The organism is Mycobacterium sp. (assembly GCF_049585075.1).
Classification (GTDB): domain Bacteria; phylum Actinomycetota; class Actinomycetes; order Mycobacteriales; family Mycobacteriaceae; genus Mycobacterium.
On sequence record NZ_JBAUZA010000075.1, the window covers coordinates 1 to 14,861 of the forward strand.

Sequence of the window (14,861 nt, forward strand, 5' to 3'; positions counted from 1 at the left end):
CGGGGCCACAACCGCCGCGTTGTCACCGCCGAAGTCGACGTGCGTGACTACGAGGCCCTCAAAGCCGCAGTGGACAGCGGAGTAGAGCAGCTGGGCCGGCTGGACATCGTCGTGGCCAACGCGGGCATCAGCAACGCCGGCAGCGACGACGGTGACACGCTCGACAAGGTCAGCGAAAGAGACTGGCAGGACATGATCGACGTGAACCTGTCGGGCGTGTGGAAGACCGTGAAAGCCGGTGTGCCCCATATATTGTCGGGCGGCCGCGGGGGTTCGATCGTGCTGACGAGCTCAGTCAACGGTTTCAAGGCCTATAGCAATCTCCTTCTCGGTCATTACGTGGCCTCGAAGCACGGTGTCGTTGGCCTGATGCGGGCGTTCGCGGTCGAACTAGGTCAGCAGATGATCCGGGTCAACTCGGTGCACCCCACGTTCGTGAATACTCCGATGCTGCTGAACGATGGACTGTACAAGCTGGTCCGCCCCGACCTGGAAAATCCCGGCCCTGACGATTTGGCCCCGTTTTGCCAGTCGTTCCACACGCTGCCGATCCCGTGGGTGGAGGCCGACGACATCAGCAACGCGGTGCTGTTCCTCGCATCCGACGAATCCCGATACATCACCGGTGTCACACTGCCGATCGACGCAGGACAGTGCCTCAAATAACTGCTGGCGCACTGGATTTCACGGTGACGTTCCGCGCGCCCGCTCGCCGAGGCGGGTGCGCAGATCGTCCTCGAAGGCGACGATCTCGGGGCTGAGCTTCTCGGTCCGCAGGCGCTGTAGGTTCGGATAGCCGGCGTCGCGCTCGGCTTCCCACTCGTCGGCGAACTTGCCCGACTCGATCTCACTCAGCACCTCGCGCATCACCCCGGCGACATCAATGCCGTCGTACCGATTCGCCCGCGACATCTGGCCGTACTGGCTGGTCGGTGAGTGGTAGCGCATCTGAGCGGCGTAGCCCTCCAGGCGCAACAACCGGTAGTTCCGCTCGATCTCGCCCGAGAGCATCAGCTCGGTCATGATCGCCTCAAGCGGGATGCCGGCCTCCGCCATCAGCGCAACGAAGCTCGTGGAGACCCGCGCCATGGCCGGGGCGAACAGCTGCTCCATCGCGAGGTCGAGGACGGCCTCCTGGCGCGGCGTCATCTGGATGGCACCTTGGCGCAAGCCGCCGACCGCCCGGCCGATGGCCAGTGTGCGGGCCAGCGCAGTTCCGGTGTTGTCCGTGTGGATACCGAGCGCAGTGATGAACCCGACGCCCTCCAGGTAGCACTGACGAACCTCGGGACCCAGCATCCGGGGAGCGACCATGCCGACGTCGCAGTTGGGGTCGATCCGGTCGAACGCCACCGCGTAGCCCGAGGCGACCACCCACAGCGCATCGGGCTTGGGTGTGATGGGCAGCTCGGGGATGACGTCGTCGGGGATGAGGGTGCAGATCACGTCGCACTCGCTCGCGGCCTCGATCTCGTGGGCCGCGAAGCCTTCGGCCTCGGCCTGCTCCCGGGAGGCGTCGGCCTGGGTGAAGACCTCCACGGCAAGCCCCGAGTCACGCAGATTCAGGGCCCATGAGCGGCCCTGGTTGCCGTACCCGACGACGGCGACCCGCTGGCCGTCCAGTACCGACGGGTCAGAGTCGGACTCGTAGTAGATCTTTGTCATCGCAATCCCCTTTGCCGCGGTGCCACCGGATGGCCACGAAAGTTACTCCGCCGGTCGGTCGACGATGCCCGAACAGAGCTGAACGCCGTCGCGAAATGACGGCATATGTGGGCCTCAATCAGCCATATTCCGGGCGCTTGATTCGGCGATGTTCGAGGTGAGCGCGCATACCTTGTGAAATCCTGTGTGCGTGTCCGCGGCGGCCGCCTTCGGGTGGGCTGGCCTTTCTATTCACTGACATTGAGGGTTCGACCCAATTTGATCGGTGGTCTGGAAGGACGTTGATTTGGCGACCGGCAACAACCTGGGTTTCGACGTGTTGGGTCCATTGCGGCTGACTATCAACGGCACGTCCGTACCACTGGGCACCCCGAAGCAGCGTGCGGTGCTTGCCGTGCTGGTGATCAACCGCAACCGCACGGTGAGCGTCGAATCATTGATCAATGCGGCATGGGACGAGCGACCCCCGTCGGAGGCGCGCGTGGGCCTGCAGGCCTATGTGTCCAACTTGCGCAAGCTGCTAACCCGAGAAGGCATCGACGGCCGCGAGGTCATTGCTTCTGCCGCCCCAGGGTACCAATTGAATGTTGACGAAATGAACTGTGACATTGGCAGATTCATCATTGAGAAAACCGCCGGGGTGCGGGCTGCAGCGGACACCGAGTTCGAGCAGGCCAGCAGGCACCTCTCCGCCGCGCTGGCCGAATGGCGTGGCGTTGCGCTGGAGGATTTGGCCGACTTTCAGTTCGCCCGCTCGTTCACGGTCGCGATGATAGACGACAAGGTGCTCGCGCATACCGCCCGCGCGGAAGCCGAAATGGCTTGTGGCCGTGCTTATACGGTGATCGGGGAGCTTGAGGCACTGACCGCTGAGCATCCGTACCGAGAGCCACTGTGGGCACAGTTGATCAGCGCATACTACGTGTCGGATCGTCAGTCCGACGCCCTGCACGCCTATGAGCGGTTGAGGCGCACACTCGCCAACGACCTCGGCATCGACCCAACCCCGGCACTTCGGAACCTGCACGAACAAGTCCTGCGCCAGGAGCCGCTGCACCTGAAAAAGTCAGCGCAGGAAACGGCAGCCGTAACCATGACCGGCATCAACCTTCGCGGCCAAGTTTCCGGGCAATCTGCCTCCGCACAACTGCTCGCCTCGTCGGGACAGGTCTATCCACTGCAACTCGCGACCACTCGCATCGGACGGCTTCCCGACAATGACATCGTCCTGCCCGATCCCAGCGTCAGCCGCCACCATGCGGTCATCATTGAAACGGGCGCCAACTTTGTCATCGTCGACCTGCGCTCAGCCAACGGTGTTCGCGTGCACGGTGAACGCATTCGTCTCCCGACCACCCTTGACCAGGGGGATTACTTCCAGCTAGGTAATCAGGGATTCACTTTTCAACGCGATATCGGTGACGAGCAGATTTAGAACCCATTCGCGCACCTCGTGCAAGTCCGCACCTTTGTCGGCGGCGCTGACCGCCTCTGCGAACCCGCTGTCGCAGATCGTTCCAAGGATTCGCCAAGTCGCCCGTCGGACACTTTGGTCGATCTCGAAAGTGACCTCCTAAGGAGACCGAAATGAACGCAAGCCATCGCCCGATCCTCCGCTGGCTTACGGCTCAACTCGCCTCTTACTTGGAGGTTCCGGCAATCACCATCAGCCCCATGGTTCCCCTCGCCGAGATGGGCGTCGACTCGGTGCACGCAGTCAGCCTGGTCGGTGACGTCGAGGCGCATTTTGACATCGACGTCGACCCGACGATGATCTTCGACTACCCCACCCTCGCCCGTATCGCCGAGTTCATCGGCACCGCTGTCACCGAGCAAGAGCAGGTGGCGTAAGCGACGGCGCTAGTGCACGAATCCCCGCCATTTAGAAATTTGCCACGTCACAGAGGCCAGAGCAACATCGACTTGCCAGCATATCCACAGGTTTCCTCTGACTTGCGAATTTAGGGCTTGTCAAACGGCTGCTCAAAGGCCATTATCGTCAAAGCACGGATTTGCTGAAGTCTTGACCGTGACCTGACCGCGGTTCGATGCCGATGGGGAGCTCGGCCAAGATCACGCCGCGATCGAGCCACGCAGTGCGGCGGACGGATCACGATGGGCGGGATCAAGCAGCGCAGAGCCCGCCAAATGCTGCCCGTCGGGCCCCGTACCCGGCTTCGCTCGCCTTCAAATCGTCAATCCCAAGACGCGGGGAGCGCCGATGACCATCGGTGAAACCGGGAACCGAGCAAAGACCTGCGTTGGGCAGATGGACCTCGTTTCGCATTTGCGAGCGCAATTCGAAGTCCATGGCGATACTCGCACCCTGACGTTCCTCCGCGAAGCCCGGCGCGACCTCGTCGAGGACGTGACGACCTTTGGCGACCTCGACCGTGCCGCGCGTGAGGTCGCCGTGTGGCTGAAATCACGGTCGGAGGCCGAGCGACCGGTGCTCCTGCTGTTCGAACCGGGTATCGATTTCTGGCGCGCGTTCCTCGGCTGCGTCTATGCCGGGGTCATCGCCGTGCCCGCGCCGCTGCCTTACGACGCGCGGAGCATGCAGCGCGTCGCGGCGATCCTTCGAGACGCCGACAGCAATCTGGCGCTGACGACCGGAAACCTGCGCGACATCCTTGCCGCGGGCATTGATGGACTTGGCCTCGACCGCCCGCTGGTGTGCGTGGCGATCGACGACTCGCGGCTGGCCGACCCTGACTCATGGACCATGCCGTGTATCACTCCCGACACCGTCGCCTTCCTCCAGTACACGTCGGGATCCACGGGCGACCCCAAGGGCGTCGCCGTCACCCACGGCAACATCGTGCACAACGAGGCCGCAATCTCCGAAGCGCTCGAGGTGACGGCCGAATCGGTCGTTGTCATTTGGATCCCGCACTACCACGACATGGGCCTAATCGGCGTGCTGCAGGCGTTATTCGTCGGCGCCAATTTCGTCCTCATGTCGCCGCTGGCGTTCTTGAAGCAGCCGGTGAGGCTGCTCAAGGCCATCAACGATTATCACGGAACCACCTCTACGGCGCCCAATTTCGCGTACGACCTGATCGTCCGCAGGGTAACCCCGGAGCAATTGAATGGGCTGGATCTCAGCACCTGGCGGGTCGCCCTCAACGGTGCCGAGCCGGTTCGCCGTCGCACCATCGAGCGGATCGTCGACATGCTCGCTCCGGCTGGGTTCGCCGGCTCGGCAATGCGTCCCGCGTACGGCATGGCCGAAGTGACACTGCTGGCCACCGCCAGCCGCGGCGAGCAGCGGTATCTCGACGCCGAAGCCGATGCCCTCGAGCAGAACCGCTACACACCCGCCACGAACGGCCGTGCCATCAGCCTGGTGAGCTCGGGTGAGCCGGCGCTGGGTATCGAGGTGCGCATCGTCGACCCGGAAACCCTGCACGTGCTGCCCGAGCGCGAGGTCGGCGAGATCTGGCTGCGCAGCGCGAGCGTTGCCAGTGGCTACCACAACCATCCCGGGGAGACGATCAACGAGTTTCAGGCCCAAACGTCTGATGGTGCTGGTCCCTATCTACGCACCGGCGACCTCGGCTTACTCCACGAAGGCGAGCTCTACGTCACGGGGCGCATCAAAGACCTGCTGATCTTCAACGGCCGCAACCTGTACCCCCAGGACGTCGAAGAGTCTGTCCAAGACGTGCATCCGGCGGTGGCCGGTTCACGAGGCTGCGCAATCTCGCTCGACGTCAACGACGCCGAACGCCTGGTCCTGATCCAAGCCGTGAAGCCCGAGTCGCTCGGCGACATGGATTACGACGAACTGGCCGCCGCCATCAAGATCGCCGTCGCGCGCGCCTTCGAGATCCCGGCCCCCGGAGTGGTGTTCGTCAACCGTGCCGGGATCCACCTCACCACCAGCGGGAAGGTGCAGCGCGCGTCGATGCGGGCGGCGTTCCTCAAGGGCGAACTCACCGATGTCCTCCACGAGGAGCACGCCAAGTGAACGGCAACGGTGAGATGTGCGACGTCGCCGTCGTCGGCCTCGACTGCCGCTTCCCCAAGGCCGACGATCCTGCCGCCCTGTGGAAACTCCTACTAGACGGTGCCGACGCCATCGACGAAATCTCCGCCGACCGGTGGAACGCGGCACAACTGCAAGCCGACGGGGCGATTAACCATCACACCGGCGGATTCATCAGCGACGCCGATGCGTTCGACAACGACTTCTTCGGCATCACGCCGCGCGAAGCGGAAGCCATGGATCCCCAACAACGGCTGCTCCTGCAAACCGCTTGGCGAGCACTGGAAAACGCCACACTCGACCCTCACCGCCAGGCGGGTTCCAACACCGGCGTGTTCGTCGGGGTGATGGCCAACGAATGGGCCCATCTGCACATGGGGGAATATGGGGCGATCACCGCGCAGGACGGCTCGGGCAACGGCTACTTCATGACCGCAAACCGGCTGTCCTATCAACTCGACCTCAGAGGCCCCAGCCTTGCGGTGGACACCGCGTGTTCGTCGTCGTTGGTAGCGGTGCATTTGGCGACGCAGGCGTTATGCCACAACGAATGCGACCAAGCCGTCGCTGCCGGGGTCAACCTCGCGCTTACCCCCGCCCTGAACGTCTTCTATACGAAAGCCGGCCTGGCCGCACCCGACGGACGTTGTAAGCCGTTCAGCAGTAACGCCGATGGGATCGGCCGCGGCGAGGGCGTGGCGGTTGTCGTTCTGCGCCGCATCGAGGATGCGCTGGCCGCTGGCTTGCCCATTTACGCCGTGATCAAAGGAAGCGCTGTCAACAGCGACGGCCGCAGCAACGGCATCACGGCGCCGAACCGCTGGGCGCAGCAGCAGGTCGCCAGCGCGGCATGTCGCGCCGCCGGAATCGTGCCGGCGCAAATCAGTTTCCTCGAGGCACACGGCACTGGGACCGTGCTTGGCGACATGATCGAGGCCAAAGCCCTTGCTCGCGCACACCGTTCGCGCCGCAGCGACCCGTGCGCGATCGGGTCGATCAAGGGCAACCTCGGTCACACCGAGGGCGCGGCGGGGATCGCCGGCCTGATCAAGGTCGCCCTGAGTCTGCATCATCGACTAGTGCCGCCGTCACGATTCGCCGACACCGAGAACGCCCAACTTCGGCTCGCCGATGGTGGATTGCGGCTGCTCGACGAACCGATGAAGCTGCCAGACGGGATCATTCATGCGGGCGTCTCCAGCTTCGGTATCGGCGGCACCAACTGTCACGTAGTACTTGCCAGCGCCCCCGAGCCAGAACCCGCGCCGAAGACCAACATCGGCGGTGTGCTCACGTTGTCTGCGGATTGCCTAGAAAGCTTGCGTCGCAACGCTACTCAGCTTGCCACAGACATCGAGGTCAGTGATATTTCGCTTGCGCAGCTGTGCTGGTCGACCAACCAAATGAAGGCGGCCGGCAAGGCCCGCCTCGCGTTTATCGTCGGCGAGCCGGCGGAGGCCGTCGCAGCACTGCGTGGTGACTTTGATTTTGGCACCGCTGGCGTGATGGCAGTTGGCTGGCTGTTCAGCGGCCAGGGGACCCAATACCCGGGCATGGCTGCAGCGCTCTACGAGAGCAGCGCCCTGTTCCGCAACGCTTTTGACGAAGTCGAGGCGGCGATGCTGCCACACCTTGGCCTGCGTCTACGTGAGGTGACGGACGACGCGCGCGTCGATCGCACCGAGTTCGCTCAGCCGTCAATCTTCGCGGTCCAGTACGCCCAGGCCCACGCGCTGCTTCAGCTGGGCGCCGAACCGGCTTGGCTGCTCGGCCATAGCATCGGCGAGTACGCTGCCGCCGTTGTCGCAGAGGTGCTCAGCCTCGACGATGCGTGTCGGCTCGTGGTCGCGCGGGGTCGGCTCATGCAGCAATTGCCTGCCGGTGGCGCGATGCTCGCGGTTCGGGCGGGCATCAGTGACGTCGCCGGCGTTGCACTCGATATCGCCGCATTGAACGGTCCAAACGAAGTCGTGTTGTCGGGCGCCACGGAAGCGATCGAAGAGGCGGCACGAACTCTGACCGCCAACGGGATCACCACTCGCCGGCTCAACGTATCGCACGCCTTCCACTCCGAGCTGATGGAGCCGATGACCGCGGAGTTCTCCTCGGTGGCCGCGCAGTGCTCCTACCACCTGCCCGTGTTGCCGATCTTTTCCACCCTGCACGGCCGCATGCTCGGCGACGACGAGCCGATGGGCGCAAATTACTGGACCGCCCACGTCCGCGCGACGGTTCGGTTCGCGGATGCGGTGGCGGAGGCGATGCAGGCCGAACCAACGCATCTCGTCGAATTCGGCGCCAAGCGCACGCTCGGTCCGATGATCACCCGATCGCACCAGGATGCACCGCCCGCGCTTGCTGTCGCGGCCGGCGTGACCGAAACCGTTACCGCGCTCTACCGTGACGGCTTTGATCCCGATTGGAACCTGTTGTATTCCAAGCAATCCCAGGTGCGGCATCGACTCACCGGCTATTCGTTCAACACTGCCAACCGCTTCTGGATCAGGGAACAGAACTCGACCGCCACCACGAAACCCAGCCCAACTAGCCCCGAAAGCTCGACCATGGATAACCTCATCGCCCTCTTCCGTGAACAGGCCGCCGTGCTCGCCGCGTACGGCCACAGTGGGCCAATGGCCACAGCGCCGGTCGACGTTGCGCCACAGACAGAGCCGAGCGTTGACACGACCGGGATCGCGCGCGCCGAGATCGCCCGGATCAGCGGATTCCCCGAGAAGGCGCTGCGCACAACGCAGTCCATTGTCGGAGACCTCGGCTTCGACTCGATCATGGTGACAGACTTGTTCGGCGGACTCACCCGCAAGCTCCCCGGTCGGACGATCGACATGGCTGGATTCAGTGCGGCGACGACGATCGCCGATGTGATCGCAATGGCGGGCGGACAGGCAGAAGAATCCTCCGCCGTCGCGGCTCCCGCTCGGCCCGCAGTCACCCCGCAGTCCCGAATCAGCGACTTCGAGGAGGTCAAGGCGCTGGCTGACCGGATCGCGGGCGTCGAGGCCGCCGGCATCGAAAACCCCTACTTCCTAGTCAACGACGGCATTACCGGTGATACCTCGATCATCAACGGCGTCGAGGTCATCAACTTCTCCAGCTTCAACTACCTGGGTATGTCTGGCCACCCGGCGGTGGCGGAAGCGATGGCGGACGCCGTGCATCGATGGGGCAGTTCCTGTTCGGCGTCGCGACTGCTCGCCGGTGAGAAGCCCATCCATCGCGAGCTGGAGCTCGAGCTCGCGAAACTCGTCGGCACAGACGACGCGATAGCGCTGGTCAACGGCCACGCCACCAACGTCACCGTGATCGGGCATCTGCTCGGCGAAGCCGACCTCGTGATTCACGACAGTCTGGCGCACGACAGCATCGTGCAGGGCTGCAAGCTCTCAGGAGCCACGCGCCGACCGTTCCCGCACAACGACCCCGTCGCGCTCGACGAGCTGCTCACCAACATCCGTCACCAGTACCGTCGAGTGCTGATCATCGTCGAAGGCATCTACAGCCAGGACGGTGACATTGCTGACCTGCCCGCTTTCATTGAGGTCAAGCGCAAGCATGGTGCGCTGCTGATGATCGACGAGGCGCACAGCATCGGCGTACTCGGCGCGACGGGCGGCGGAGTTGGCGAACACTTCGGTGTCGACCGAACCGACGTCGAGCTGTGGTCCGGCACGATGTCGAAGGCCCTGGCAGCTTGCGGTGGCTACGTAGCCGGAAACCGCGAGCTCGTCGAGTTTCTCAAGTACACCACGCCGGGATTCATCTTCAGTGGCGGCATACCGCCCGCGATAGCTGCGGCTGCGCTCGCGGCGATTCGTGTGATGCACAGCGAGCCCGAGCACCTACGACTCCTCCAACAACGGTCCACACTGTTTCTGACGCTTGCCCGCGAAGCCGGCCTTGACACGGGAGACAGCGAGGGTACCCCGATCGTCCCGTGCATCGTGGGCAGCTCGATCACAGCACTGGCACTCTCGAACGCGTTGTTGCGGCGCGGCATCAACGTCAACCCAATCCTCTACCCGGCTGTTCCGGAAGACAAAGCGCGGCTTCGCTTTTTCGTCACGAGCTGCCACTCGGAGGATCAAATCCGCTACACGTTGAAGGCGCTTGTCGAAGAGCGGGAACTCCTGTCAAGAGGAGCGTGAAACGATGCGGCTGTTCCGCTCCCATCACCCGGCGGGTGGCGCGCGATGCTGAAACGAGTAGGCATGCTGGCGGTGAGCTGGCCGAAGACGATCCTGATAGCGTTCCTGGTCCTGCTCGGCACCGGTATCGTGCTCAGTGGTTCGGTTTCTGACAAGCTCGGCGTCGGCGGCTTCGTCGCTCCGGCAACAGAATCGGCGCAGGCCGATGCATTCGTCGATCAGAACTTCGGCACCACCCCGAATCTTGTGCTGCAAGTTGTCCCCCGCGACAACGGCACTGTTGAGAATCGAGATGTGGCGGCTGCCGCGGATCGCCTGCAGCGCCTCGTCGAGGATGAGGGCCCGGCTAAGGTAATCGCGTCATTCACGCAGGATTCGGCCGCCGATCTGCGCAGCCGGGACGGGCATTCCGGGCTGATCCTCGTGCACGTGGAAGGCACATCCGATGATGCGGCGAAGGTGGCGAACCGCATCATGAAGGAACTTCCTACCGACGACCCATACATCACTGTGCGCGCGGGCGGCTCCATCGGCGTGCTACGCGAGATCGAGAACCGGGTCAATCAGGATCTCGTCCGCAGCGAGGCAATTGCCCTGCCTGCCGCGCTCGCAGTACTGGTGGTCGTTTTCGGCGGTCTCGTCGCGGCCCTGCTGCCTCTGGCGGTCGGCATCACGTCGATCGTCACCACGCTGTTGGTGTTGCTAGCGATGACGTTCGGCATCGATGTATCGGTGCACGCCCTGACGGTCGCGACCGCTTTCGGCCTTGGATTGTCAATCGATTTCGGCTTGCTTATGGTGTCGAGGTTCCGCGAGGAACGTGCCAACGGGTTGGATCAGCAGTCGGCTATCGTCGCAACGGTTTCCACCGCCGGCCGCACGATCTTCTTCAGCACAGCCACCGTCGCTGTGGCCATGGTCGGACTCCTGGTGTTTCCCACCTACTTCCTGCGGTCAATAGGCCTCACCGCAAGCGTCGTGGTCATCCTCTCGGCACTTAGCGCGATCGTGCTGCTTCCAGCGCTTCTTGCGTTGCTCGGCAATCGGATCGATGCGCTTCCGATCATTCGCCGAAAGGTGCCGCTCTCAGCGGATTCCGAATTCTGGCGACGGTGCGCGACGGCGGTGATCCGCCGGCCGGCCTGGGCACTGCCGGTGATCGCCATACTGCTGGCAATGGGGATTCCCTTCCTCGGCGTTCGTCTCGCCTTGCCCGACGAACGTGCACTGCCGGTCGGCTCGAACGCACGGCTGTTGACTGAATCACTTCACAACGATTACCCGGTCGACGCCTCGCAGGCGGTCACGTTGTTGGCCCGCACCAACTCGAGCGCATTCAGCGAGCTGGCCGCTCAGGTCTCGCTCATGGACGGCGTGGTCCGAGTCGACGGTCCCATTGGCAAATACGAGCACGGCAAGCTCATCGACGGGCCTGGTTACGCACCACCCCCGACGTATGCATTCGCGTACCTGTCGGTGAATGCGCAGTCGGCCGCCGCTCAACAGATCGTGCGCGACATCCGAGCGAAGATTCACGATCGCCAGGTCGAGGTCGGAGGGACCACCGCCTCACTCATCGACAGCGGTGCGGCGATCGCGCACCGGCTTCCGTTGGCGATATCGGTGATAGCACTGACCACATTCGTGTTGCTTTTCCTCTTTACGGGCAGCGTCATCGTGCCGATGAAGGCACTTGCCCTCAACGTGCTCGTGCTGAGTGGAGTACTCGGAGCTATGGCTTGGGTCTTCCAGGAGGGGCACTTCGCATCGATCCTCGGCATCACCCCCGCGCCGTTGAATCTGTCGATGGTTGTCCTGCTCTGCTGTATCGCGTTCAGCCTGTCGGTCGACTATGAAATCTTTTTGCTCAGCCGGATCAAAGAGGCCCGCGACTCCGGGCTGCCGAATAACGACGCGATCGTGGTCGGGTTGGGTCGGGTGGGCCGGATCATCAGCAGCGCAGCCATTCTGCTGACGATCACCTTGCTTTCATTCACCAATGGGCTGTCGTTTATGAAGATGTTCGGCATCGGCACCGCGCTGGCGATCGTCATCGATTCCACCGTGATCCGCGGTGTCGTGGTACCGGCCTTTCTGCGCCTCACCGGTGAGCTCAATTGGTGGGCGCCACCGCCGCTGAAGCGGTTGCACGCTCGGATCGGCTTCAGCGAAGCCGCGTCCGCCGTCAGGATCCCACCGTCGACGCCTCACCAAGAAGCGGAGACACAACGACTGCCAGCGTGGTCACCGACTGAGGCCGACACAGTCCGATACCGAAGGCCGATCAGGCCGCCCGGTCCTGCGACCTATTCCTCGACCCGACTGCCGTCGTCTGAGCAAGAGGCTCAGACACAACGACTGCCAACGTTGTCCCCGACCGAGGCCAACACCCTCCGGTACCGAAGGCCGACCCCACAGCCGACGCCTCAGCAAGAGGCGGAGACACGACGACTACCAACGTTGTCCCCGACCGAGGCCGACACCGTCCGGTACCGAAGGCCGATTAGGCCGCCGGGTCCGGCGACCTACGATCGGGACCGCTAGCGGGCGATGACGATATCGGTGGGCTTCGAGAGACACGTGAAGTGGCGCGATTGGCGGCATTAATGGCGGCTCTGTGTGACATTCTTTGGCGGTGGGCCCACCTGCGGGGGTCGTGACGTTTCTGTTCACCGATGTGGAGGGTTCGACCCGTCGGTGGGAATCCGACGCGGACGCGATGCGGACGGCGCTGGCCGCACATGATGCGGTGTTGCGCGCGGCGATCGAGGCGCACGGCGGTTTTATGTTCAAGCACACCGGTGACGGCGTGTGTGCGGCGTTTAGCTCCCCGACAGCAGCGGTTGATGCCGCGGTGGTCGCGCAGCGAAAGCTGGAGTTGCCGGTGCGGATGGGGCTGGCGACCGGCGAGGCCGAGTTGCGCGACGGCGACTACTTCGGAGCGGTTTTGAATCGGGCCGCGCGCGTGATGGCCGCTGGCCACGGCGGGCAGATCCTCTTGGCAGACTCGACGGCGGGTTTGCTCAGCGGCGTTGAACTCATCGACCTGGGACCGTGCCGGTTGCGGGATCTCCCTACACCGGTTCAGGTTTCGCAGGTCCAAGCGGAGGGCCTGCGCACGGACTTTCCGCCGTTGCGGGCAATCGATGCGAGTCCGGGGAACCTGCGGCCTGCGGTCACCAGCTTCATTGGGCGCGAGGCGGAGGTCGCCGAGGTTCAGGCCGCGGTCAAGGGTCGTCGGTTGGTGACGTTGACCGGGGTGGGCGGCGTCGGCAAAACCCGCCTGGCGCTGGAAGTCGCGGCGCGGCTGGCTGATGAATTCCCCGACGGGGTCTGGTTTTTCGAGCTGGCCGCGGTTGCCGATCCGGCGGCGGTGCCCGACGCGGTGGCCGCGGTGCTGGGCATCATCCAACAGCCCGGGAAGAGCGTGGCCGACAGTGTCGCGGCCGCGTTGGAGGGCAGAGTCCGGCTGCTGGTGTTCGACAACTGCGAGCACGTTGTCGACAGTGTCGCGGATCTGGTCGAGGCGATCCTGGCGGCCTCGGCGACCGTGACGGTTCTGGCGACCAGCCGCGAAGGATTGGGGGTCAGCGAAGAACAGTTATGGCGCGTCCCGTCGCTCGACGTCAACTGCGGAACCCAATCCGCCGCCGTGAACCTTTTCGTCGACCGTGCCCAAAGTGTCGTTTCGGACTTCTCGCTGACCCAGCCCGGCGAGGCGGACGCTGTGGTGGAAATCTGCCGCAGACTTGACGGCATCCCGTTGGCCATCGAGTTGGCGGCCTCGCGGATGGCGTCGATGACCGCAGGCGAGGTGCGCGATCGGCTCGATCAGCGGTTCCGGTTGTTGGTCGGCTCGCGGCGCGGTCTGGAACGCCACCAAACGCTGCGCCACGCGGTGGCGTGGTCCTACGACCTCCTCGACGACGCCGAGAAACCGCTGCTGGAGCGGTGCTCGGTGTTCGCCGGGGGATTCGACCTCCAAAGTGCTTGTGCGGTCATGGGTTCCGATGACGACTTCGCCACCCTGGATCTGCTCGATGCCCTGGTGCGCAAGTCGCTGCTGGTCGCCGACCGGTCATCAGGGCGGACCCGGTTTGCGATGCTGGAGACGATCCGCCAGTTCGCCGAGGACCAACTCGTCGCTCGTGGCGAAGCATCCGAGATTCGGGCCGCCCACTCGCAGTACTTCGCCGGACGCGAAGCCGACATCATGGCCCTCTGGGACAGCCCCCGCCAGCGCGAGGCGTACGACTGGCTCACCGTCGAGCTGGCCAACCTGCGCACCGCGTTCCGGTGGGCCGCCGACCACGGCGATCTTGATGTCGCCGCCACCATCGCAACGTATGCGGGGTGGCTCGGCGTGTCGGTCCAAACCCTTGAGCCGATCGCCTGGGCTGAAGAGCTGATCGAGCCAGCCCGCGTCGCCGACCACCCCCGGCTGGCGTTCCTATATGTGATTGCATCGCAGTGCTACGCGACCGGACGGATCGAGGCGGCTGTCGGCTACGCCGACGCCGGGCAGATCGTTCTCGACAGCAGCCGCGATGCGCCGCCGTTCGGCATCGAGGGCGTGCTTGGAGTTGTTTACCTAGTCATCGGGCAGCCCGAGCGGTTGGCCGAGTTGTGCCGCGCCCAGCTCGCACGCCGCCGCGACACCCACGTCCTCATCCGGGGATGGCTGGCTGGCGCCCTTGCATTGGCCGGTTCCGGTGGGGAGGCGATGGATTCCGCCGATGGCCTCATCCAGGCTGCGGAGGCAACAGCCAACCCGGAGTTCCTCGCGTTGGCGCTCAGTGTCTACGGTGTGGCTTTCCGTGACGCGGATCCCGTCGGGGCGCTTAACGCCCTCGGCCGGGGTCTGGTGATCGCTCAAGACAGCGGCGGCCACTCCATCGCGTCAGTCCTGGCGAACAATCTGGCACGACTTGAGGTCGAACACGACGACCCGGTGGCCGCGCTCGATCACCTCACTGTGGCGATCCGCAACTTCCACAATGCGGGCGACACCACGACGATCCGCGTCCCGATGGCCGTCC

General features: G+C 64.2%; 8 protein-coding genes. 7 read left to right on the forward strand and 1 reads right to left on the reverse strand.

The features are described from left to right. Positions 1 to 666 (forward strand): mycofactocin-coupled SDR family oxidoreductase (locus WB785_RS03620; protein WP_424077325.1); only part of this gene is annotated, 666 nt, incomplete at its 5' end. A gap of 18 nt (positions 667 to 684) precedes the next feature. Here WB785_RS03620 and WB785_RS03625 read toward each other — a convergent pair. Beyond that, positions 685 to 1,665 carry an NAD(P)-binding domain-containing protein gene (locus tag WB785_RS03625; RefSeq protein ID WP_424077326.1) on the reverse strand — a complete coding sequence of 327 codons (981 nt, stop codon included), beginning with the start codon at positions 1,663 to 1,665 and terminating at the stop codon, positions 685 to 687. 265 nt (positions 1,666 to 1,930) lie between these two features. On the opposite strand from WB785_RS03625, the gene WB785_RS03630 reads away from it, so the two are divergent. The 6 genes from WB785_RS03630 to WB785_RS03655 form a co-directional block, all read left to right on the forward strand. Then, positions 1,931 to 3,100 (forward strand): BTAD domain-containing putative transcriptional regulator, encoded by a 1,170-nt coding sequence (locus WB785_RS03630; RefSeq protein WP_424077327.1) that lies wholly within the window; start codon positions 1,931 to 1,933, stop codon positions 3,098 to 3,100. A 152-nt stretch (positions 3,101 to 3,252) separates the two neighbouring features. Next, complete coding sequence (locus WB785_RS03635; RefSeq protein WP_424077328.1) at positions 3,253 to 3,516, forward strand: acyl carrier protein; 264 nt, start codon at positions 3,253 to 3,255, stop codon at positions 3,514 to 3,516. Positions 3,517 to 3,886: 370 nt separating this feature from the next. Next, positions 3,887 to 5,638: a fatty acyl-AMP ligase gene (locus WB785_RS03640; protein ID WP_424077329.1), complete on the forward strand. Its 1,752-nt coding sequence runs from the start codon at positions 3,887 to 3,889 to the stop codon at positions 5,636 to 5,638. 14 nt (positions 5,639 to 5,652) lie between these two features. Further along, a complete protein-coding gene (locus WB785_RS03645) occupies positions 5,653 to 9,822 on the forward strand; it encodes a type I polyketide synthase (RefSeq protein WP_424077332.1) in 4,170 nt (1,389 codons plus the stop codon). A 45-nt stretch (positions 9,823 to 9,867) separates the two neighbouring features. Then, positions 9,868 to 12,366 (forward strand): MMPL family transporter, encoded by a 2,499-nt coding sequence (locus WB785_RS03650; RefSeq protein WP_424077330.1) that lies wholly within the window; start codon positions 9,868 to 9,870, stop codon positions 12,364 to 12,366. 91 nt (positions 12,367 to 12,457) lie between these two features. Then, positions 12,458 to 14,861, forward strand: a 2,404-nt coding sequence (locus WB785_RS03655; protein WP_424077331.1) for an ATP-binding protein, incomplete at its 3' end; no start/stop codon positions are given.